The sequence below is a fragment of the Bradyrhizobium sp. P3_C3 genome, from assembly GCF_056402655.1.
Window position 1 is genome coordinate 160,877 of the sequence record NZ_JBFUGY010000004.1, and the last position, 20,283, is coordinate 181,159.

Here is a 20,283-nt window from a genome sequence, read left to right on the forward strand (position 1 = left end):
GCGATGCAAATAGCAATGGGGCTGTTGTCGGCGGTGAGGAACGCAGAAGAAATGTTTCGAGGGTAACCCGGCGTACGCTACTCCCCTTCTCCCCTTGTGGGAGAAGGTGGCGCGAAGCGCCGGATGAGGGGTATCTCTCCGCGAACTCAATAGTGAGAGGTGAGTACGCGGAGAGATACCCCTCACCCGTCTCGCCGCTATCGCGGCGAGCCACCCTCTCCCATAAGGGGAGAGGGAAAGCGCCGCGTCCGGTTCACGAGTGGCTTACAGCCCCGCCTTGGCGATCGCATCCGCAAAAGACCGATCCACGATCTCGGCCGCATCGAGCTTCTGTTTGATCAGGCCCCAGCGGAAGTAGAGGTCGATCGTGCTCTGCTCGTCCGCGACGACGCCGTCGTCGATGGGCGCGATGCGGATCTTTGCGCGCGACAGCCAGTTCTGCGGCACGGCGGTCGGGATGTTCATCAACTTGCCCCAGGTCGCGGCATAGCTGTCGACGTTGCTCAGCGACCACGCCCGCGCCGCCGTGAGGCGACGGATGAAGTCCGTCAGCTCCGCGCGCTTGTCGCGGATCGCATCGGGCCGCGCGACCTGAAAGCTCAGCCCCGGCGTCAGGCCCTCCGAGGTGATGACGCGGCGCGATTTGAACAGCACCTCTTCCTGGCTCACATACGGCTCCCACGTCGACCATGCATCGACCGAGCCTTGGGTATAGGCGATCTTGGCATCGGACGGCGCGAGGAACGCGATCTGCACGTCGGACGCAGCCCAGCCGTTCTTCTCAAGCGCAGCGAGGATCAATTGATGCCCAATCGAGCCGCGGCCCGTCGCGATCTTCTTGCCGCGCAGGTCCGCGAAGCTCTTGATCGGCGAATTCTCGGGCACGAGGATCGCGAGCCCCTCGCGCGTCTGACGGATCGCGGCAATCGCCTTCACCGGCGCGCCGGAGGCGGCGGCGAAGGTGAAGGGCGCATCGCCGACGATACCGGTCTCGATCGCGCCGGCGCCGAGCGCCTCCAGCAGCGGTGCCGCTGCCGGAAACTCCTTCCACTCGATCTTGTAAGGCACGTCCTTGAGCACACCTGCCGCTTCCATCACGGCCTGCGAATTGCCCTTCTGGTCGCCGACGCGCAAGGTGGTTTGCGCCGCCGCAAGCTCCAACGAGCCGAACAGCAGCGCACCGGCCAGCATGAGACGGATCATTCCGCCGCCTCGCCGCGAACGGCCTGGCGCTTGGCGACCAGCTCGCGCGTCAGCGGGATCAGCTCGCGGCCATATTCAATGGCGTCGATCAGGGGATCGAAGCCGCGGATCAGGAAGTGGCTGATACCAAGATCGTAATAGTCGCCGAACACTTCGGCGACTTGCTCGGGCGTGCCGACCAGCGCGGTGGTGTTGCTGTTGGCACCGGTGAGCTTTGCAATCTCGGTCCACAGCCGCTTGTCGATGCGGCTGCCCTGGTCGGCAAGCGAGAGCAGACGCCGCGCGCCGGCCGTGGCATGGCCGTCGGCGGGCTTGCGGTAGCCGGTCTTGTCCTGGAGCGCGGTGGCACGTGCCAGAATCTCTTCCGCCTTCTCCCAGGCCTGCTTCTCGGTCGGGGCAATGATCGGCCGTACCGAGAGGCTGAAACGCGGCGTCGGCCGTCCCTGACGAACCGCCGCGTTGTGGACGCGGGAGGTGACGTCGCGCACCTGCGCATAGGATTCACCCCACAGCGCAAAGGTGTCGGCATGCTTGCCGGCGACCTCGATCGCCGCATCCGAAGCGCCGCCGAAATAGATTCGGATGCCCTCGGGGCGATACGGCTTCACCTGCGAGAATGCGTTCTCGACCTGGTAGTGCTTGCCCTTGTAGGTGAACGGCTTGTCGCTGGTCCATTCCAGCTTGAGGACATCGAGGAATTCGGACGTGCGGGCATAGCGCTCGTCCTTGTCGTCGAGCGTGTTGCCGTCCTGCCGAAGCTCGGTCGCATTGCCGCCGGTGATGACATGCAGCGCGACCCTGCCGCGGGAAAACTGGTCAAGCACGGCGAACTGGCGCGCCAGCAGCGTCGGCGCGGTGAAGCCCGGCCGCTGCGCGATCAGCACATTGAGGCGGTCGGTGACGCCCAGCACGTGCTGGGCAATCTGGAGCGCATCCGGCGTCGTCGAATGAAACGCCAGCAGCGCGCGGTCGAAGCCGGCGTTCTCATGCGCCTTCGCCACCGTCTCGATGTGCGTGGGGTTGAGGACCGGCCCCTCGCGGACGACGGTCTCGGACGAATTGTTGTTGCTGATGAAGCCGATGAACTCGATCGACATGATCGTCTCCCTGTTTGTTGTCCTGAAAGCTAGAGGCCCAATGCGGCGCGGCCGAGGCCGGTGCGGGTGGCATCGTCCTGTGGCGTGTGCACGCGGCCGCACAAGACATCGCGATAGTGCCGCTCCAGCGGATTGGTGCGGGACAGGCCGTGATTGCCGGTCAGCGATAGTGCATCCTCGACCACGGCGACGGCGTTGTTGGTCACCGTCAGCTTGATCACGTTGGATTCGCCGGTGGAGAGATCGACGCCTTCGTCGAAGTCGCGGGCGAACGTCTCGATCAGCCGTGCATTAACTGCGAGCGTGGCCTCGATGGCACCGAGGATCTCCTGCGCCCGTGGCAAGGTCGCAAGCGGCGCACCGAGGCTGGCGGGAACGCGCTGCTTCAGGAACGAGACGAACCAGTCGCGTGCGGCACGGGCGACGCCGTCATAGATCGCGGCGACGAACACCGTGTGGACAGTCGCCTGCGCAACGTCGGGCGCACGCCACTCCTGGGGATTGCGGACATCGACCTCGGCATCGAGCGGGATCACGACGTCGTCGAAGATGACGTCGTGGCTGCCGCTGGCGCGCAGGCCGTGATGATCCCAGGTCTCGACGATGCGGGTGCCCGGCAGTCCCGCCGGCACCAAAAACTGGCCGACGCGCGGCTCGGCTTCGTCGGTCCGCGCCCAGACCAGATACCATTTCAGGATCGGCGACCCCGTCGAATAGATCTTGTGACCGGTGAGGCGCCAGCCGGTCTCGGTGCGCCGCGCGATCGTCGCCGGCAGGCCGCCGCGCGACGGCGAGCCGAGCTCGGGCTCGACGCGGAGCGCGTTGACGAGCGCGAGGCCCTCGACGCTCTCGCGCGCAAGCTTGCGCGACAGCCGTAACGGCCAGGTCGGGCTGCGCCCCATCACCAGATGGTTGATGTAGTGCATCGACAGCACCAGCGCGGTCGACGAATCGGCCTTGCCGATGATGCCGATGACGCGCGCGGTGTACCGTGCGCCCGCTCCGGCCCCGCCATGAACGGCCGGCACCGTCAGCGACAGCAGGCCCGCCTCGGACAGCTCGCGAAAATTCTCGAAGGGAAAGCTGCCGGCGCGATCATGCTCGGCTGCACGCGCAGCAAAGCCTTCGGCCAGCGCCTCGGCGCGCGCGATGTAGTCGGGCTCGCTATGGGCCGCCCGGCCCTTGGCTACGGACGTTACCATGTGGCGTCTAACCCCAGGAGACCAAGAATCTGGCGGCGCAGATCCGCGAGATATGGATCGCCGCGATGGCGCGGATAGGGCCGGTCGACACGGATGTCGGCCTTCATCCGCGCCGGGCGGTCGCTGAACACGATGACGCGGTTAGCGAGCACCAGCGCCTCCTCGGCGTCATGCGTCACCAGCAGCGTGGTAAAGCCCTTGCGCTGCCAGAGCGAGACGAGCTCGGCCTGCATGGTGATGCGGGTCAGCGAGTCGAGTTTGCCGAGCGGCTCGTCGAGGATCAGGATTTTTGGATCATTCACGAGCGCGCGGGCGAGTGCGACGCGCTGCGCCATGCCGCCGGAGAGCTGATGCGGATAGGCATTGCGGAACGACGACAGCCCAACGAGATCGAGCGCGTCATCGACACGCTTCCGCTGGCTCTTCAAAATGCCCTGGGCCTCGAGGCCCAGGGCGACGTTGTCCCAGACCGACCGCCAGGGAAAAAGGGTCGGATCCTGGAACACGACGACGCGCGAGGGATGCGGGCGGGTGATGCGCACCTCGTCCTCGCGGAGCGTTCCGGCCTTGGGCTTGTCGAGGCCGGCGACGAGCCGCAGCAAGGTCGACTTGCCGCAGCCGGAGGGGCCGAGCAGCGCGACGAACTCGCCCGGCTCAACGGAGATGCTGACGTCGCTGAGAACAGGCAGCTCAGTGCCATCGATGTCGAAGGCGTGGCTGACCTGCTCGATGTCGAGCGCGGCGCCGGCGGCCGGCGGGGTCGTGACCTCGGCCAGTGCGGTTGCGGCTACCATTTCACGGTCCCCTTCTGCCAGACCAGCAGGCGATCGCGGATGGCGAACAGCAGCGTGATGGCGCCGGAGCAGAGCAGCGACATCACGATCAGCGCCGCATACATGTTGGCGTAGGCGGCCCAGCCCTGCGCCCATTGCAGGTACCAGCCGAGCCCGGCCTTCACGCCGATCATCTCGGCCACGACGAGCACGGCGAAGGACGAGCCGAGGCCCATGAACAGGCCGACGAAGACGTGCGGGAGTGCCGCAGGAATCGCGACCTTCAGCACCAGGAAGGACGGCTTTGCGCCGAGCGTGCGTGCGACGTCGTAATAGGCGTTGCTGACGCTCGCGACGCCGGACCAGGTCAAGACGGTGACCGGGAAGCCGGTCGCCAGAGCGATCAGGAAGGTCGAGGCGCTCCAGCTCGACGGGAACGTGAAGAAGGCGATCGGCAGCCAGGCGGTCGCCGGCAGCGGGCCGATGAAGCGCAGCACCGGATGCACCCAATAGCCGACCGCGCGCGACCAGCCGATCGAGACGCCGGTCAGGAAGCCGACCGTGGCGCCGATCAGATAGCCGCCAAGCTGCAGCTTGACCGAGGCGAAGACGCTGTCGAGCAGCTTTGGCAGATCGTCGGTATAGACCTCGATGATCGACTGCGGCGGCGGGAAGAACGGCAGCGGCAGCCAGGCGAATTTTGCTGTGGCAACTTCCCACAGCGTCAGGAATGCGCCGAGCGCCACGAGCCAGGGCGCGCGCCGGCGCAAGGCCTTACCGGCGGAGCCGAGGTAGTCGGCGCCGACGGTGCCGAACAAGGCGATTGCGGCAACGATGAAGGCGGCGATGCCGAGCGAGTGCGTCCGCGACCAGTCGCCGACATCCTCCCACCACAGGCAGGACAGGCCGAACGCGATCCACGCGACGCTGGCGAGAATGCCGACGCCGGATTCCCGGACCCAGCTCGCAAGAACCGGCGCGCGCGAGAGGCGCGGCGCGCCGGAGGCGAGGCCGTCAGACAGCGAATACGTCGACATAGATGCGCTCCGCGAATTTGGCGGTATCGGTGCTTTGCTTGAAGACCTGGACGCTCTTCAAATCGTCGGCATAGGACTTCAGCTCGCGCTTCAACACCTCACCCACGGGATGATGATGGTGGGTGTGGTAGCGCACCATGCCCTCGATATCGGCGAGTGATGCCGTCTTCGGCGCATAAGGCAGGAACGACTTCGCCGTTACGGTCGGGTTCTGCGCGGTGAACATCGCGGCATCGAGCAGCGCCTGCGTCAAGGCGCGCGCGACCTGCGGCTCCTCGCGCACCAGGCTGCCGCGCAGGCCGAGGATGCAGCAGCTCTTATCGCGATATTCGCCGTCGAGATTGGAGGCGACTTCCTTGTACTGGCTGTCCTTGAGCCAGAGATAGCCCAGCGGATCGGATGACAGGAAAGCCTGCACCTCACCCTTCTCGACGGCGACGTTGAGCAGGTTGCCGGGATAGGCGCGCCAGTCGACATCCTTGACCGGGTCGATACCGAGCTTGGCGAGCTGAATGGAGAAGAAGTTCTTGTCGGGGCCACCGAGGTCGCCGACCGCGACGATCTTGCCCTTGAGGTCGGCGAGCTTGCTCACGTTGGAGTCGGCGCGGGTCAGGACGCGCATGCAGCCGCCATGGGTGCCGGCGGCGATCTTGACGTCAAAGCCCTGCTCCAGCGGCTTCAGCCAACGCAGCGCCATGCCGAGCCCGGCATCGCTCTTTCCCGTCGCGATCGCCTCGAGCAGCTGATCGGTCGAGCCCGAATAGTTGATGAGCTCGATGTCGAGATTGTGCTTCTGGAAGAAGCCGTGCTCGATGGCGACGGGCACCGGGGCGAGACAGACCGCGCCGGCGTTCCAGGAGAGTTTCAGCTTGCGCGGCGCGCCGGTGAGGACGGGGCCATCCGCGGCCGTCCGGCACAGCGGAAACTCAGAGAGATCGACACCGGGCGCGATCGCCTGTGGCGCAAAGGCCTGGGCTGCACCAAAGGCACCAACCGGCGCGGCGAATGCCGCCGCAAGCCCCGCCTGCAGCAAATGACGCCGGTCGAGGCCCGATCCGCTGCCCTTGTTGTCGTTGCCCATCAGTCCCCACTCCTGCGCTGGCACAGCTCCGCCATTCACGCAACGTCTCGCGTTGCGCATGTTCCATGTGGAGCTGCGTTGAGAGAATAATTTCGCCGACGCTTCCCGCGCCGCTTTGATGCGATGCGCAAATCATGCGGCGCGCCCGCCGCATCGTCAATGAAATGGAATTTCGAATGTGGCGCGAAGCGAGGTCATTCTCTCCATCAGCGCATGGGACAGCGATGAAACGATTTTCGTTGCTGCATCATCTTGCAAGGATGCGCCGCGACTCCGCAGCCTGCATCATTCTTGCGCATCACCCGCCGCGCACGCGGTGCGTTCTCGAAAGCGGCGCTGCGCTGAAACGTCATTTCCCGACGCATCTGCAATACGGATAGCCATTTCATTGACTGCGCATCGCGCCGTCATAGACTTGATCGTCTCGCTGCATCGCTCGCTCACGCGTCGTGAGCAAAGCAACAAGACAGGCCAAATGAGCATCAACTTCGACGACCATTCCATCACACGCCGGCTCGCAGCATCGCTGTTCGCCGCAGCCATCACCTTGTCGACGGCTGCCGCCTCGTTCGCGGCCGACACCGTCGTGCTGCGCGTCGGCGACCAGAAGGGCGGCAACCGCTCGCTGCTCGAAATCTCCGGCTATGCGAAGGACCTGCCCTACAGGATCGAATGGTCGGAATTCCCTGCCGCAGCTCCGATCCTGGAAGCGCTGAACGCCGGCGCGCTCGACGTCGGCTACACCGGCGATCTCTCCTTCCTCTCGGTCTATGCGGCCGGCGCGCCGATCAAGGCAATCGGCGGCACAAAGTCGGATGCGAAGACGCAAGCGATCCTCGTGCGCCAGGATTCGCCGATCAAGTCGGCCGCCGATCTCAAGGGAAAACGCCTCGCCGGCACGCGCGGCGGCTGGGGCCAGTTCCTGATCGACGCGACGCTGGAGAAAGCGGAGATCAAGCTGGAGGACGCGACCCTCGCGCCGCTCGGCCCGGTCGACGCCAAGATCGCACTCGTCGCCGGCTCGATCGATGCCTGGGCCGTGTGGGAGCCCTACGTCTCGTTCGCGACGCTGAAGGACAAGGCCCGCGTGATCGCCGACGGCGAAGGCCTGACGCCGACCATCACCTTCATCGTGGCCTCCGACAACGCCATCGCCACCAAGCGCGCGGCGGTGCAGGACCTCGTGCAGCGGCTGAACAAGGCGCGGCTATGGTCGCTCGATCATGTTGCCGAATACGCAAAGAGCACGGCCGAACTGACAAAACTGCCGGAGGACGTGCTGCTGTCGGCATACACCGCGCAGCGCACCAGCCCGATCGTGATCGACCAAAACGTGGTGAAGGAGGTGCAGGAAGCCTCCGACCGCTCGACGCGCTACGGCATCCTGCCGAAGACGCTCGATGTGAGCAAAGCCGTCGACCGCAGCTTTACAGCCGCGGCCGCGGGGTCAAACTAGCGCGGGGCGCGGCGGGGATGCGCAAGTCTAGCCTCAAGGCCGGCCCGTTGCATCTCGCCGCGATCGTGCTCGCGCATCTCGCCTGCATGAGCCTGATCGTGTGGCTCTCGCTCTAGCCGCGCAGCGTCCTTACCAATATCCGCGATCATAGGCCCGGTACGGTCGATAGTAGCCGTAGCGAGGGCCGTAATATGGACTATAGGCTCGATAGCCGTAGTAGCGGGGACGCGCGTAGTAGCCGCCATACCCATAGCTCGGCCCGTAGCCGCCGTAATAGGCCGGCGCATAGCCATAGGACGGAGCGTAGCCATAGCCGTAGCCCGAGCCATAACCATAACCACCATAACCGCCGTAATACGGGCCGCCGCCATAGTAACCATAGGGCGCGCTGCTCGCGATGGCACCGCCGATGATTGCTCCGGCGAGGAGGCCTCCTGCGCCCCATCCCCAGCCACGGCCGCGCCAATACACCGGGGTGACATCGTCACCAACGGCGGCCTTCATGGTCGCAACGTTGGTCGGCAGCGGAGCCGCTGCCGCCTGCTCGATTTGGCCGGCCATCACCGCGCCCGCCAGCGAACAGGCAATTGCCGCTTTCCAGATACTCATCGTCTTGCTCCCTGTCTGACGTTTCGCTTGGAAAAGGATCGCAGGGCCATGATCGGGCATCCTTGCCCCAAGTCAAAGCCTCCGAAAGTCACAGCCTGCATTGCGTGCACCGCACAAGAATGCCCGCGCATGCCTCGATTGTGGTCCGGCCAACGCCGGCGCCCGCACGGACATGACGCCGGTGCGACGGAGCCACAGGCCACAGCAAAGCATTAAGCTTCCCGGGCGTTCGCAACCAACAAGCACCTTCCCGATTTACTATTCGTACCGTTACTATCGGTTCCAATGTGCGCGGCCGGGAGGCTTCTCGCAAAGCGCCAGAGGTGTGGGAGGATGACATGAGTGCCGCGAGACCCGAGCCGCTTGCCCGTCAGGCGCTGGCGTTCGTCCTGGCCGGCGGACGCGGCAGCCGGCTTCTGGAACTGACCGACCGGCGCGCCAAGCCCGCGGTCTATTTCGGCGGCAAGTCCCGCATCATCGATTTCGCGCTGTCCAATGCGGTGAATTCCGGCATCCGCCGGATCGCGGTCGCGACCCAGTACAAGGCGCACAGCCTGATCCGGCACCTTCAGATGGGCTGGAACTTCTTCCGCCCCGAACGCAACGAGAGCTTTGACATCCTCCCGGCCAGTCAGCGCGTCTCGGAGAACATGTGGTATGTCGGCACGGCGGATGCGATCTATCAGAACATCGACATCATCGAGTCGCACAACGCACGCTTCATCGTCGTGCTCGCCGGCGATCACATCTACAAGATGGACTACGAGGTGATGCTGCGCCAGCATGTCGACAGCGGCGCCGACGTCACCGTCGGCTGCCTCGAAATGCMGCGCCAGGAATCTTCCGGCTTCGGCATCATGCATGTCGACGAGAACGGCTGGATCCAGCAGTTCCTGGAGAAGCCGGCCGATCCGCCGCCGATGCCGGGCAAGCCAGACGTCTCGCTCGCCAGCATGGGCATCTACGTGTTCGATACGAAATTCCTGTTCGACCAGCTCAAGCGCGACGCCGAGGATACGAACTCCAGTCACGATTTCGGCAAGGACATCATCCCCTATATCGTCAAGAACGGCCGCGCCATCGCGCATCAATTCTCGACCTCGTGCGTACGCTCGGGCAGCGATCCCCGCGCCTACTGGCGCGATGCCGGCACGGTCGATGCCTATTGGGCGGCCAATATCGACCTCACCGACGTCGTGCCGGAGCTCGACCTGTTCGACCGCGCCTGGCCGATCTGGTCCTATGCGGAGATCACGCCGCCCGCCAAGTTCGTCCATGACGAGGAGAGCCGGCGCGGCCAGGCCGTGAGCTCGCTGGTCTCGGGCGGCTGCATCATCTCCGGCGCCTCGCTGCGCCGCTCGCTGCTGTTCACCGGCGTGCGCGTCAACTCCTACGCCACTGTCGAGAACGCCGTGATCATGCCCTACGTGAACGTCGCTCGCGGCGCTCGCTTGAAGAACGTCGTGATCGACCGCGGCGTCGAAATCCCCGAGGGGCTCGTCGTCGGCGAGGACCCGGAGCTCGACGCCAAGCGCTTCCGCACCACCGAGCAGGGCATCTCGCTCATCACCCAGACAATGCTCGACAGGCTCAATACATGACGCCTGTTCGCGTCCTCGCGGTCGCCTCCGAAGTCTACCCGATCGTCAAGACCGGCGGCCTCGCGGATGTCGCCGGCGCGCTGCCGCTTGCGCTGAAGGCGCACGGCGTCGAGATGCGCACGCTGATGCCGGGCTATCCCGACGTGATGCGGATGCTGGGGGGAGCCGGCGAAATCCGGCGCTGGCCGGATTATTTCGGCGGCCCGGGCCGCCTGCTCGCTGGCTCGCATGACGGGCTCGATCTGTTCGTGCTCGACGTGCCGCATCTCTATGCGCGGCCGGGCAATCCCTACGTTACTCCCGAGGGCGTCGACTGGCCCGACAATGGCCTGCGCTTCGCCGCGCTGTCACGCATCGCCGCCGACATCGGCCACGGCCTCGTCCCTGCGTTCGTGCCCGATGTCGTGCACGCCCATGACTGGCAGGCGGGGCTTGCGCCCGCTTATCTGCACTATGACAACCGTCCACGGCCCGGCACCGTGATGACCATCCACAACATGGCCTATCAGGGCAAGTTCGCTCCCGAGCTGATCGGTTCGATCGGCCTGCCCTGGGACTCCTTCGACGTTCACGGCCTCGAATATTTCGGCGGCATCAGCTTCCTCAAGGCGGGGCTTCGACTCGCCGATCGCATCACCACGGTATCGCCGACCTATGCGCAGGAGATCCAGAGCGATGAAGGCGGCATGGGGCTCGGCGGCCTGCTGCGCGAGCGCGCTGATGTGCTGAGCGGCATCCTCAACGGCATCGACACCGACGTGTGGAATCCGCAAACCGATCCGCACATCGCCTACCGCTTCGGCGCGGACGACCTCACGTTCCGCGCCGCGAACAAGGCGGTGCTTCAGCAACAGTTCAATCTCGATTCCTCGGACGAGGCGCCGTTGCTCGGCGTCATCAGCCGCCTGTCCTGGCAGAAGGGGCTCGATCTCCTGCTCGAGGCCATTCCGACCATCTTGGGCGACGGCATGCAGCTCGCGCTGCTCGGCAGCGGCGATCGCGATCTCCAGGATCGCTATCAGGCCGTCGCCCGCGCGAACCCCGGGCGGATCGGCGTCGTGATCGGCTATGACGAGATTCTGGCGCACCTGATCCAGGCCGGATCGGACGCCCTCATCGTGCCCTCGCGGTTCGAGCCGTGCGGCCTGACCCAGCTCTACGCGCTGCGCTACGGCGCCGTCCCGATCGTGTCGCGCGTCGGCGGCCTCGAAGACACCATCGTCGATATCGGCGAGTCCAACACATCGGACCGCGACGCGACCGGCTTCAAGTTCGCGCCCGTCACCGTAGAGGCCCTCACCGGCACGCTGCGCAAGGCCAACACCGCCTTCCGCAACAAGGCGACCTGGCGCCGGCTGCAATTGAGCGGCCTTGCGACCGACGTCTCCTGGCGCAACCGCGCCGGCGACTACGCCGTGCTCTATAGCGATCTCAGGGCGGCGCGCCGGACCTGAGGCGGCAGGGCTGCTGCATGTGAATAGCGGCTTCCCTGCGGCCCATCCTTCGAGACGCCCGCATTCGCGGGCTCCTCAGGATGAGGGCGGAGTACGCGGCAGCAATTTCGACGGCACCAATGCTGCTTAGCCTCATCCTGAGGAGACCGCAGAGCGGTCGTCTCGAAGGACGAGGCGCGCGCGGGCAGCCGCCAAGAAGCCCGCACCAGAAACACGGCCACCGTCGAATCCATGCTATAGAGCCGGCATGGACCCTTTCGCGATCAAGCTGATCGGCTTTGCCGCCGCCACCTGCACCACCGTCGCCTATGCGCCGCAGTTCATCAAGGTCTGGAAGACGCGCTCGGCGCGCGACATCTCGCTCGGCATGTTTCTGGTCATGGTGCTGGGCCTGGCGCTCTGGCTCATCTACGGCCTGCTCTCTGGCGACGCCCCGCTGGTCGCCGCCAACGCCATCACCATGGTGCTCGCCGGCGGTATCCTGTTCATGAAGCTGAGGTATGGGTGAGGTTGAAGCTGCGTAGAGCGGATTGGCGCGTGTACCCATAAAATCCGGAATGTCTGTTTTCGAGGGGCCCCGGAGCGGACATAGACAATCGATCATCGTGTGGTCCGTGCGGTACCTGAAAGGTAACGGTCCTTGATCCAGATCAAGTCAGACTGTTTGTAGCCCGCTGCTTAATTGCCAATATGCCAGGCCGCAGGAGCCGCCTCCGTAGCGGCGCCGGAAACATTCTTCGTCGCTACGACGCCGCCGTAATATGAAGGGGGCGGCGACAGACGCATTCTCAACACCGATCTCGCGTTCCCAAGGGGGCGCCCATGAGTAGATCAGAAGCTGACGTCCAAGATCTGCGAATGATGGAAAGATGCCTCGAACTCGCTCGGCAAGGGGTGAAGCAAGGAGAGCTGCCATTCGGCGCCGTAATCGCGTTTCGAGGACAGGTCATCGCAGAAGCGACCAACCACGTTTCATCGGAATGCGACGTGACCCGACACGCGGAACTCGTGGCTCTTTCAGAGGCGCAGAAGATTCTAAGACAAAAGCGTTTGCCGGATTGCACCTTGTATTCAATCGTCGAACCTTGCCCAATGTGTTCTTTCCCGGCACGGGAGGCGCGGATTGGTCGCGTGGTGTTCGCCATCTCATCTCCGATCATGGGCGGATTTTCGAGGTGGGACGTTCTGTCGGACAACAGTTTGTCGAGCAAACTGCCTGAGGTCTTCGGACCTGCGCCGGAAATCGTCTCGGGCTTGCTATCCGAAAGGGCCGAGCAGGTTTGGCGCGACTGGAACCCGCTCGCCTGGCGATTTATGAGACGACGAGGCTGCTTCGGACGAGCGGCCGAGCCGACTTCGTGCCACGCGGGCGCGCCTCGGCCAACGTTTTCCTGGAACGCGCTAGCGGATATTTTGGCCGCGCCGGCTCTTTCGGTGAGTAACGTCTTCCTGCGCCGGCGTGCAGATTCAAACACCATCTCGGACCTGGACAAGCCTGGAGTCTGAGATCGGGAGCGCGCTGCTGCAGAATCAGGCGCGTGTGGCTATCGTTTCAAGTGCACGCGTTGGAATGGGGACTCGGTCTCGTGAACACAGGTGCGGGAAACCAAAGTGAGCTCCGAGCCGTCGCTTGGCGCTGCGCAAAGCCATCACCGCCATGACGGAGTCAACGGCGAGCCGGCTAAGACCAGGGAGTTGCCCCGGGTCTTGAACAAGCGAACGTCCAATCTTGCGCAGTTCAGGCTTACCTGCTGGCCCGATATCTATGAGCGCTGCCCTCGGAAGTTTTCGATGAGCGGGGTTTAGAACAACACGACAGACGGCAAAGGGAATTCTGAGTTCGGAAGCAATTCGAGCGACGATCTGCGACTCCATATCGGCGGCAACCGCCCCGGTGATGCCATGGAAATCCCGTCTCTCTTCAAGACTTGTCATCGGGGAAGCGACACCAGCTATCGCAGAGTAGCTGGCACCCGGGATCATCCGAAGGAGCTCCTCGGCCCAGGGAAGGTCAGCTGGATAAGCTTCATCTTTCGCGGCAAATACCGACGAGGCGATGACAATGTTACCTGGTCGGAGCTTCGGATCTAGCCCGCCGCACACCCCGAAACTTATAATGCCGCGCGCGCCATGTCTGATGGCGTCACGCAAGTAAAAGGCGGTCCGGTCACCTTCAGCGATCATCGCTGGCGCGCCGGCTATTCTGGCCTCGATCGCAAGTCCAACGACCGCGATGACCGCCTTCACGTCACAGCGGGGGGCGCCAGTCTGAGCGTCGTTGACCGTGACATGCAGCGTCATCAGAGGCGTCGATAATCCTGAAACCGAAGTATTTCCAGACTCGGACAATCAAGAGTAAGCCGGCACTAGCACTGTCCGTCTAGACAAAATCGACAGGCCTCCCGATTGGAAGCCAGTTGTTGGAGAACTGTGCCTCGGACACCACAGCTGCCGCCTGATCGCGGCGGAGACTCGCACCTTCAATGGCGCAACGAACCCAAAGCGGACTCCTCGCAAATACCGTGAATCGCTGTGCTTCAGCGAGAGCGGTGCCATGATCGAATTTTGCCGCTGTTTTGCCCGACGTGTCAAACCCGTCGAAATACCGCTCGCGTATCCTGCCCGGCAAAAGTACTCTGCTAAGCCATTCTATTTGCTGGGCCGTTCTACTGTGCATGGGGTTGTTTTCGACACTTTTAGTCGGAACCCCGTAGGGTGGATTAGCCCGCGGCTGCGCGAAGCGCAGTCCGCCAGCGTAATCCACCACCTTCATTGCGGCTCGATGGTGGATTGCGCTGCGCTAATCCACCCTACGCTTCATCCAAACACATACGACGCCATCGCGACGTTCGCGACCTCGTCGACGAAGACGCGCTTGCCCGCGTCGCTGCCGGCGGCACCTGCCGCCACCATCAGCGGCAGCAGATGGTCCTCGCGGGGATGCGCGAGACGCGCGCTCGGCGCGTTCTCCCAGTCGACCAGCATCGCGTTGCGGCGCGCCGCATCCGGATTGCTGATCGCCTCGTTCAGATAGGCCTCGAAATCATACGAGACGGGCTTGGACTCCGGCCGGTTGAAGCCGCGCATGTTGTGATAGGTGAGCCCGCTGCCGACGATCAGGATGCCTTCGTCGCGGAGCGATGCGATCGCCTGTCCGACCTTGATGTGCTCGGCCGCATCGTAGCTCGACTTCAGCGACAGCAGCACGATCGGCATGTCCGCGTTCGGATACATCAGGCCGAGCGGCACGAAGGTGCCGTGATCGAAACCCTGATTGGGATCCTCCCGGCAATCGAGGCCCGCGTGCTCGAGCAGCGCCTTCACCTCCGCGGCGAGCTCGGGCTTGCCCGGCGCCGGATATTTGAGGTGATAGGTATGCTCGGGGAAACCGTAATAGTCGTACACCATCGGCGGATGCGCCGAGGTCGACACGGTGAAGGCGTCGGCCTCCCAATGGCCGGTGATGACGAGCACGGCCTTGGGCCTCTCGGGAAGAAGCTGCGGCAGCCGGCCGAACTCTGCGGCCGTCTTGGCATATTGCACCCGCCGGTCCTCCATGAAGGGCCAGGGGCCGCCGCCATGCGACAGGAAGAGGGTTGGAAATCGCGTCATGGATGCCGGCTCGTCTCGTTGACAACATGCGCGTGCGAGCTGCCCGCGCGAACGGCGGCGAGCATAGGCAAACCGGTATGGTTAGCAAGTCGTTAACGATTTGCCGCTCACAATCCGGCCGTGGCCGAAGGAGTCGGCCTGAAGACAAGCGAGACGTGAGATGAAGAAGTTTGCGCTGGGGGACGTCGTCAACAGTGACAAGGGCCGCCGCGGCGTCGTTCGCGCCGCCTACAGGTCCAAGGACGGCCAGCAGTTCTACGCCGTCGAGAAGGACGGCGCGATGGACCATCTGGAAGAACACCGGCTGAGCCCGGCGCCGCGCGTCGAGCTCGCGGCCTAAGCCCAACTCATTTTCTGCTCTCACTTGCGAGCCGGTCGAGACGCTCCGACCAGGGGTCGTCTCCGCTTGCGATGCGATCGTTCGTGATCAGCAGCAGGCGATCGCGGTCTGCGGCCGCGTCCCAATGCGGCAGATCCGGGCCGTTGGGATTGCCTGTCTTCGCAAAGTTGATCCAGTAACCGCGCATGCGGGTCGCGACCTCGCGATCCCCCCATGTGAGCGGCCCCGCGCCGGGCACGCCTTCCGCGCCGAAGATGAATTGCAACTCGCGCCCGTGCCCTTCGTCGGGATTTGTGCGCCGGGCTTCGGTCACGTAAGCGAAGCGATAGCGAAACGTAGCCGCACCGGTTGCCGCATGGAGGCGGGCAAGCAGCCTGACCGGCTCGGAGAAAACCTTGTCGGTATAGAATTTGGCTGCGCGCTCCGATGGCCTGGCGATGTCAGGGTAGAGTTGGCGCAACTCATCGCTGCTCTCGCCCGAGGACGCTAGCGTCTCCTTGATCTCCCGTTCGCCGTCGAAACGCGTCTCGTCGTCATTCGAGCCGATCATAAGTGGAATGCGGCTTTCATGTCCTGCCGCAAATCCCGCGGCCACATCTTCGCGCACCAGGATTCCATCCATCGCAGGCGCGAAGCTGCGTTCGGATTTGGCGAGCAGTTTCTGTTCGGCGGCAAGCAGCCGCACCGGCGCGGCGACGCGCAAATCCGCCTCCTGCCCAAGCGCCGCCACGAATTGCCGGCCCGTGGCCTCCGCCTCCTGCACCGGGCGCAGGCGCGCGCGGCCGGGCAGCGATTGCAGAATGGCTTTCTGGAAGAGGTCGCGCGATGGCGCGCACAGCATCAGCAGCGCGATCGACGTCGCGCCTGCGCCGCTGCCGAACAAGGTGACATTGTTCGGATCGCCGCCGAAGGCTGCGATGTTGTCGTGCACCCAGTGCAGCGCCGCGATCTGGTCCATCAGACCGTAATTTCCGGAGCCTCCTTCCGACAGCGCGGGATGAGCGAGCCAGCCGAGCACGCCGAGACGATAGTTCACGGTGACCACGATGAGGCCGGCTTGCGAGAGCTTTGCACCGTCGAACAGCGGATCGTTCGCGGTGCCGCTGACGAAGCCGCCGTCATGGATGAAGACCATCACCGGCAGCGGACCATCGACCCCGAAGGGACGGAATACGTTGAGCGTGAGGCAGTCCTCGCTCGTATCAGGCAGCGAGGGCTGAAGACACGGCGCGCCGTACTCATAGGCGGTGCGCATCTCGGGGTTCTCGGCCGTTGCCTGCGGTGGGCGCCAGCGCAGCGCGCCGACCGGAGCCGCCGCGTAGGCCAGCCCCTTGAACGACGCCACCTCGCCCTCGACCGCGCCGAGCATCTGTCCTTCACGCGTCAGCGCGAACGGAAACTGCCCGACCGCCTGAGCGACGGCCGCACCCTCCCAGCAAAGGAGTGAAGACGCCACAACGAGTGCAAACTGGAGTCGCATCCTGGGGGATCTCGATGCGCCAAAAGGTTCCCCGACAGGTTACGTCTGCGGCCCGCGATGAGGCAAGCTCGGCAGCGCCGGCTAACCGCCCTTGGCGACGATCTCCGCCAGCGCGCGGCGTGCGACGATGCCGAGCTCACCGAGCGTGGAATGGCCTGATTGCGCCGCCTCGATCAGGCGCTCCGCAATGAACCTGCGGCTGTCGTGATCGCCGCCGTGCGGCAATTGGCGGCACGTCTGCTCCAGGACGACGTCCATGTTGGCTTTCGTCCGCTCGCTCAACTCTGTCATGACGTCCGGTTGGTACGCGTGGCTTGTAACCGCAAGCATACACAGAAGGATGTGGTCTGATTAGCCCGGACAATCCCGGCGGTTGTGCATCGCGGTGCGTGTATCGCCGCAACCTTCGCGCGGTCACGATGGTGCCGCAAACGACTACCGAAGATTGTACCTGTCCTGATGACAAGCCAAGCCTGCGGCGATAGCCTGCCGGCAAAACAAAAGACACGGGAGGAATACCATGCCAGACGCAATGGTCGCCGCACGTGAGTCCAAAGCGGCGAGTGGAACAGCCCAACAAGTCGACGTTGCCGTGGTCGGTGCCGGATTTGCCGGCCTTTATCTTCTCCATCGCCTGCGCAAGTCCGGCCTCACGGCGGTCGCCCTCGAGGAAGCCGGCGATGTCGGCGGCACCTGGTACTGGAACCGCTATCCCGGCGCCCGCTGCGATATCCAGACCATCGACTACAGCTACACTTTCGATCCCGAGCTCGATAACGCGTGGACCTGGTCGGAGAAATACGCGACCCAGCCCGAGATCCTGCGCTATCTCGGCTTCGTTGCCGACCGCTACGATCTGCGCCGCGACATCCGCTTCAAGACCAAGGTCACCGAAGCCAAATGGGACGAAGCGACTGAGCGCTGGCAGCTCACCACGAGCAGCGGCACGCCGGTCTCCTGCCGCCACTATATCATGGCCACAGGCTGCCTCTCCGCGCCGAAGCCGCCGGAGATCGACGGCGTCAAGGATTTCGAGGGCAAAGTCTATTTCACCGGGCGCTGGCCGCATGACGGCGTCGATCTCGCCGGCAAGCGCGTCGCCGTGATCGGCACAGGCTCGTCGGCCATCCAGTCGATCCCGCTGATCGCCGAGCAGGCCGTGCATCTGACCGTGTTCCAGCGCACGCCAAACTTCGCGCTGCCGGCGCATAACGGCCCCTCGCCGTCAGATCGCATGGATATTTTCCAGAGCGACCGCGCGGCCTATCGCGAGCAGGCGCGACAGTCGATGACCGGCGTGCCCTATCCGCAGCAGACCGTCGTGAGCTGGCAATTGAGCGATGCCGAGCGTCGTGAGCGGTTCGAACGTGCCTGGGCAGCCGGCGACCTCGTCCACATCCTGACGCAGCTCTGGGCCGACCAGGGGGTCGACTTCAACGGCAATGCGCTGATCGGCGAGCTGATCCGCGAGAAGATCGGCGCTGCCGTGAAGGATCCGGAGACGGCGGCGGCGCTGATGCCGCACGACCATCCCTTCGGCGCAAAGCGCCCCTGCCTCGATACCAATTACTACGCGACCTACAACCGGCCGAACGTCACGCTGGTCAATCTGCGCCAGGAGCCGATCAAGGCGATCACCGCGAACAGCATCACGACGGCCAAGCGCAGCGTCGACGTCGACGTCATCGTGTTCGCGACCGGCTTCGACGCCATGACCGGCGCGATCCGCGCCGTGCATCCGATCACCGGACGCGGCGGCAAGTCGCTGACCGATGTCTGGGCGCAGGGGCCGCAGACCTATCTCGGGGTCACGGTCGAGGGCTTCCCCAACTTCTTCATGATCACCGGGCCCGGCAGCCCGTCGGTGCTGTCGAACATGGCGGTGTCGATCGAGCAGCATGTCGACTGGGTCGTCGACCGCATCGCTGCTCTGCGCGACGCCGGCTTCACCACGATCGAGCCGACCGAGACCGCGCAGGCCGGCTGGGGCCGGCACATGACGGACTGTTCGATGGTGACCCTGCACCGGCTCGCCAACACCTGGTACACGGGCGCCAACGTCCCCGGCAAGGTGCAGGGCCTGATGCCTTACACCGGCGGCGTCGGCCCCTATCGCAGCATTTGCGACGAGGTCACGGCCCGCGGCATGCTCGGCTTCAAGCTGACCGGCCCCAACGGCGCCGCGCAATGCAACGACGGCGAGGTGGTATGCCTGCAGCCTGATGTGCGGCTGGTGCTGAACCTGCTGGCATCGCTGAACCTGCCGCCGATCGAGTCGATGGGCGCGCTCGGCGCACGCGCCTTCGTCAACGAGTTCAACCAGGGCCGGCCCGCGGGACGGCTGATCGGCGATATCGTCGACGGCACGCTGCCCGGCACGAACGGCACGCTGCCTTACCGGATCTACAAGCCGGCAACGCCGGGGCCCCATCCGGTCGTGGTCTATTTCCACGGCGGTGGCTGGGTGCTCGGCGACGAGCAATCGGACGAGCCGCTGTGCCGCGATCTGGTGCGGCGGACCGGCATGATGTTCGTCAGCGTCGGCTATCGCCACGCGCCCGAGCATCGTTTCCCGACCGCAGCCGAGGACGGCTATGCGGCAACGCGCTGGATCGCCGAGCACGCGACCGAGCTTGGCGGCAGGCCGGGCCCGGTGCTGGTCGCAGGCTGGAGCGCCGGCGGCAACATCGCCGCCGTCACCTGCCAGCTTGCGCGCGATCGCGGCGGGCCTGAGATCGCCGGCCAGCTCCTGGTCTGCCCGGTCACCGACTGCACCTTCGACCGGCCCTCCTACAACGACAATGCGACCGGCTATTTCCTGACGCGCTCGCTGATGTACTGGTTCTGGGACCTCTACTGCTCACCGGCCGACCGCACCGATCCGCGCGTCTCGCCGCTGCGCGGCAAGGTCGCCGGCCTGCCGCCGGCCCTGGTCGTCACCTGTGAATTCGACCCGTTGCGCGACGAGGGCATCGCCTATGCCGAGGCAATGGCGGCCGCCGGCGTCCCGGTCGAGCAGCTCAGGGCGCGCGGCCATTTCCACTCGTCCTTTGCGATGGTCGACGTGGTGATCACCGGTGTAGCGGGTCGGGTGCAGATGGCCGAAGCCCTGCGGCGCTTCGCCGGGCTTCCGCCGAAAGTCAGCCGCGGCGATGAGGATAGCCACGATCATGCCAGCCCGGGCCACAGAATCGCGGCGGCCGCGAGCTGATTTGCGACAAGGCGGCCGGGAACCTTTTCCCGGCTGCCGCGTTAAGCGCTTGGCATTAAGATGCAGTGATAGGTGTGGGCCCCGGCACGCAGATCCGCGTGTTGGGGCAATTTTTGTTGCGTGAGGG

The 20,283-nt window shown here is 64.8% G+C and carries 19 protein-coding genes; 8 read left to right on the forward strand and 11 right to left on the reverse strand.

The features are described from left to right. Positions 1-264: 264 nt before the first annotated feature. Genes AC1DW2_RS06905 through AC1DW2_RS06930 form a run of 6 tightly spaced genes read right to left on the reverse strand, consistent with a single transcriptional unit; the run spans position 265 to position 6,393 of the window. Positions 265-1,203 carry an ABC transporter substrate-binding protein gene (locus AC1DW2_RS06905; protein WP_477005537.1) on the reverse strand — a complete coding sequence of 313 codons (939 nt, stop codon included), beginning with the start codon at positions 1,201-1,203 and terminating at the stop codon, positions 265-267. Next, a complete protein-coding gene (locus AC1DW2_RS06910) occupies positions 1,200-2,300 on the reverse strand; it encodes an LLM class flavin-dependent oxidoreductase (protein WP_354122061.1) in 1,101 nt (366 codons plus the stop codon). Before AC1DW2_RS06910 ends, AC1DW2_RS06905 begins: the two co-directional genes overlap by 4 nt. Positions 2,301-2,329: 29 nt before the next feature. Continuing rightward, complete coding sequence (locus AC1DW2_RS06915) at positions 2,330-3,502, reverse strand: acyl-CoA dehydrogenase family protein (RefSeq protein WP_477005538.1); 1,173 nt, start codon at positions 3,500-3,502, stop codon at positions 2,330-2,332. Beyond that, positions 3,496-4,296, reverse strand: a complete 801-nt coding sequence (locus AC1DW2_RS06920) for an ABC transporter ATP-binding protein (protein WP_477005539.1) — start codon at positions 4,294-4,296, stop codon at positions 3,496-3,498. Before AC1DW2_RS06920 ends, AC1DW2_RS06915 begins: the two co-directional genes overlap by 7 nt. After that, positions 4,290-5,312: an ABC transporter permease gene (locus AC1DW2_RS06925; protein ID WP_477005540.1), complete on the reverse strand. Its 1,023-nt coding sequence runs from the start codon at positions 5,310-5,312 to the stop codon at positions 4,290-4,292. The genes AC1DW2_RS06920 and AC1DW2_RS06925 overlap by 7 nt, the downstream gene beginning before the upstream one ends. Further along, entirely contained in the window at positions 5,290-6,393 is a 1,104-nt protein-coding gene (locus AC1DW2_RS06930) for an ABC transporter substrate-binding protein (protein WP_477005541.1), read from the reverse strand. The genes AC1DW2_RS06925 and AC1DW2_RS06930 overlap by 23 nt, the downstream gene beginning before the upstream one ends. A 134-nt stretch (positions 6,394-6,527) precedes the next feature. Between AC1DW2_RS06930 and AC1DW2_RS06935 the strand changes: the two genes are divergently transcribed. Both AC1DW2_RS06935 and AC1DW2_RS06940 read left to right on the forward strand, forming a co-directional pair. After that, positions 6,528-6,773, forward strand: a complete 246-nt coding sequence (locus AC1DW2_RS06935) for a hypothetical protein (RefSeq protein ID WP_477005542.1) — start codon at positions 6,528-6,530, stop codon at positions 6,771-6,773. 95 nt (positions 6,774-6,868) lie between these two features. Then, on the forward strand, positions 6,869-7,849 hold the full coding sequence (locus AC1DW2_RS06940; protein ID WP_477005543.1) for an ABC transporter substrate-binding protein: 981 nt from the start codon (positions 6,869-6,871) through the stop codon (positions 7,847-7,849). A 129-nt stretch (positions 7,850-7,978) separates the two neighbouring features. On the opposite strand, the gene AC1DW2_RS06945 is transcribed toward AC1DW2_RS06940, so the two are convergent. After that, positions 7,979-8,458 carry a hypothetical protein gene (locus tag AC1DW2_RS06945; protein WP_477005544.1) on the reverse strand — a complete coding sequence of 160 codons (480 nt, stop codon included), beginning with the start codon at positions 8,456-8,458 and terminating at the stop codon, positions 7,979-7,981. A 338-nt stretch (positions 8,459-8,796) separates the two neighbouring features. On the opposite strand from AC1DW2_RS06945, the gene glgC reads away from it, so the two are divergent. From glgC to AC1DW2_RS06965, 4 genes are all read left to right on the forward strand, one after another. Beyond that, positions 8,797-10,059, forward strand: coding sequence for a glucose-1-phosphate adenylyltransferase (gene glgC, locus AC1DW2_RS06950; RefSeq protein ID WP_477005545.1), 1,263 nt, complete (start codon positions 8,797-8,799; stop codon positions 10,057-10,059). Then, positions 10,056-11,513, forward strand: coding sequence for a glycogen synthase GlgA (gene glgA, locus AC1DW2_RS06955; protein WP_477005546.1), 1,458 nt, complete (start codon positions 10,056-10,058; stop codon positions 11,511-11,513). The genes glgC and glgA overlap by 4 nt, the downstream gene beginning before the upstream one ends. 247 nt (positions 11,514-11,760) lie before the next feature. Then, entirely contained in the window at positions 11,761-12,021 is a 261-nt protein-coding gene (locus tag AC1DW2_RS06960) for a SemiSWEET transporter (RefSeq protein WP_028150382.1), read from the forward strand. A 314-nt stretch (positions 12,022-12,335) separates the two neighbouring features. Further along, a complete protein-coding gene (locus tag AC1DW2_RS06965; RefSeq protein ID WP_477005547.1) occupies positions 12,336-13,019 on the forward strand; it encodes a nucleoside deaminase in 684 nt (227 codons plus the stop codon). 24 nt (positions 13,020-13,043) lie between these two features. Here the strand turns inward: AC1DW2_RS06965 and AC1DW2_RS06970 are convergent, their stop codons facing one another. Together AC1DW2_RS06970 and AC1DW2_RS06975 are read right to left on the reverse strand one after the other, a co-directional pair. Beyond that, positions 13,044-13,814, reverse strand: a complete 771-nt coding sequence (locus AC1DW2_RS06970) for a phosphorylase family protein (RefSeq protein WP_135214140.1) — start codon at positions 13,812-13,814, stop codon at positions 13,044-13,046. A 516-nt stretch (positions 13,815-14,330) separates the two neighbouring features. Further along, positions 14,331-15,125 carry a DODA-type extradiol aromatic ring-opening family dioxygenase gene (locus tag AC1DW2_RS06975; RefSeq protein ID WP_477005548.1) on the reverse strand — a complete coding sequence of 265 codons (795 nt, stop codon included), beginning with the start codon at positions 15,123-15,125 and terminating at the stop codon, positions 14,331-14,333. Positions 15,126-15,285: 160 nt separating this feature from the next. Here AC1DW2_RS06975 and AC1DW2_RS06980 point away from each other — a divergent pair, with 160 nt between their 5' ends. Beyond that, positions 15,286-15,465, forward strand: coding sequence for a hypothetical protein (locus AC1DW2_RS06980; protein WP_014493109.1), 180 nt, complete (start codon positions 15,286-15,288; stop codon positions 15,463-15,465). Between the two features lie 7 nt (positions 15,466-15,472). Here AC1DW2_RS06980 and AC1DW2_RS06985 read toward each other — a convergent pair whose 3' ends face one another. Both AC1DW2_RS06985 and AC1DW2_RS06990 read right to left on the reverse strand, forming a co-directional pair. Next, positions 15,473-16,945: a carboxylesterase/lipase family protein gene (locus AC1DW2_RS06985; protein ID WP_477005549.1), complete on the reverse strand. Its 1,473-nt coding sequence runs from the start codon at positions 16,943-16,945 to the stop codon at positions 15,473-15,475. Positions 16,946-17,026: 81 nt separating this feature from the next. After that, entirely contained in the window at positions 17,027-17,203 is a 177-nt protein-coding gene (locus AC1DW2_RS06990) for a hypothetical protein (RefSeq protein ID WP_231143017.1), read from the reverse strand. Between the two features lie 262 nt (positions 17,204-17,465). On the opposite strand from AC1DW2_RS06990, the gene AC1DW2_RS06995 reads away from it, so the two are divergent. Continuing rightward, positions 17,466-20,156, forward strand: a complete 2,691-nt coding sequence (locus AC1DW2_RS06995) for a flavin-containing monooxygenase (RefSeq protein WP_477005550.1) — start codon at positions 17,466-17,468, stop codon at positions 20,154-20,156. The last annotated feature ends 127 nt before the right edge of the window (positions 20,157-20,283 follow it).

What these genes read in the sequence shown, in the direction of transcription:
- AC1DW2_RS06905 (WP_477005537.1), bottom strand. Translation starts at nt 1,203, where the DNA reads ATGATCCGTCTCATGCTGGCCGGTGCGCTGCTGTTCGGCTCGTTGGAG.
- AC1DW2_RS06910 (WP_354122061.1), bottom strand. Translation starts at nt 2,300, where the DNA reads ATGTCGATCGAGTTCATCGGCTTCATCAGCAACAACAATTCGTCCGAG.
- AC1DW2_RS06915 (WP_477005538.1), bottom strand. Translation starts at nt 3,502, where the DNA reads ATGGTAACGTCCGTAGCCAAGGGCCGGGCGGCCCATAGCGAGCCCGAC.
- AC1DW2_RS06920 (WP_477005539.1), bottom strand. Translation starts at nt 4,296, where the DNA reads ATGGTAGCCGCAACCGCACTGGCCGAGGTCACGACCCCGCCGGCCGCC.
- AC1DW2_RS06925 (WP_477005540.1), bottom strand. Translation starts at nt 5,312, where the DNA reads ATGTCGACGTATTCGCTGTCTGACGGCCTCGCCTCCGGCGCGCCGCGC.
- AC1DW2_RS06930 (WP_477005541.1), bottom strand. Translation starts at nt 6,393, where the DNA reads ATGGGCAACGACAACAAGGGCAGCGGATCGGGCCTCGACCGGCGTCAT.
- AC1DW2_RS06935 (WP_477005542.1), top strand. Translation starts at nt 6,528, where the DNA reads ATGCGGCGCGCCCGCCGCATCGTCAATGAAATGGAATTTCGAATGTGG.
- AC1DW2_RS06940 (WP_477005543.1), top strand. Translation starts at nt 6,869, where the DNA reads ATGAGCATCAACTTCGACGACCATTCCATCACACGCCGGCTCGCAGCA.
- AC1DW2_RS06945 (WP_477005544.1), bottom strand. Translation starts at nt 8,458, where the DNA reads ATGAGTATCTGGAAAGCGGCAATTGCCTGTTCGCTGGCGGGCGCGGTG.
- glgA (WP_477005546.1), top strand. Translation starts at nt 10,056, where the DNA reads ATGACGCCTGTTCGCGTCCTCGCGGTCGCCTCCGAAGTCTACCCGATC.
- AC1DW2_RS06960 (WP_028150382.1), top strand. Translation starts at nt 11,761, where the DNA reads ATGGACCCTTTCGCGATCAAGCTGATCGGCTTTGCCGCCGCCACCTGC.
- AC1DW2_RS06965 (WP_477005547.1), top strand. Translation starts at nt 12,336, where the DNA reads ATGAGTAGATCAGAAGCTGACGTCCAAGATCTGCGAATGATGGAAAGA.
- AC1DW2_RS06970 (WP_135214140.1), bottom strand. Translation starts at nt 13,814, where the DNA reads ATGACGCTGCATGTCACGGTCAACGACGCTCAGACTGGCGCCCCCCGC.
- AC1DW2_RS06975 (WP_477005548.1), bottom strand. Translation starts at nt 15,125, where the DNA reads ATGACGCGATTTCCAACCCTCTTCCTGTCGCATGGCGGCGGCCCCTGG.
- AC1DW2_RS06980 (WP_014493109.1), top strand. Translation starts at nt 15,286, where the DNA reads ATGAAGAAGTTTGCGCTGGGGGACGTCGTCAACAGTGACAAGGGCCGC.
- AC1DW2_RS06985 (WP_477005549.1), bottom strand. Translation starts at nt 16,945, where the DNA reads ATGCGACTCCAGTTTGCACTCGTTGTGGCGTCTTCACTCCTTTGCTGG.
- AC1DW2_RS06990 (WP_231143017.1), bottom strand. Translation starts at nt 17,203, where the DNA reads ATGGACGTCGTCCTGGAGCAGACGTGCCGCCAATTGCCGCACGGCGGC.
- AC1DW2_RS06995 (WP_477005550.1), top strand. Translation starts at nt 17,466, where the DNA reads ATGCCAGACGCAATGGTCGCCGCACGTGAGTCCAAAGCGGCGAGTGGA.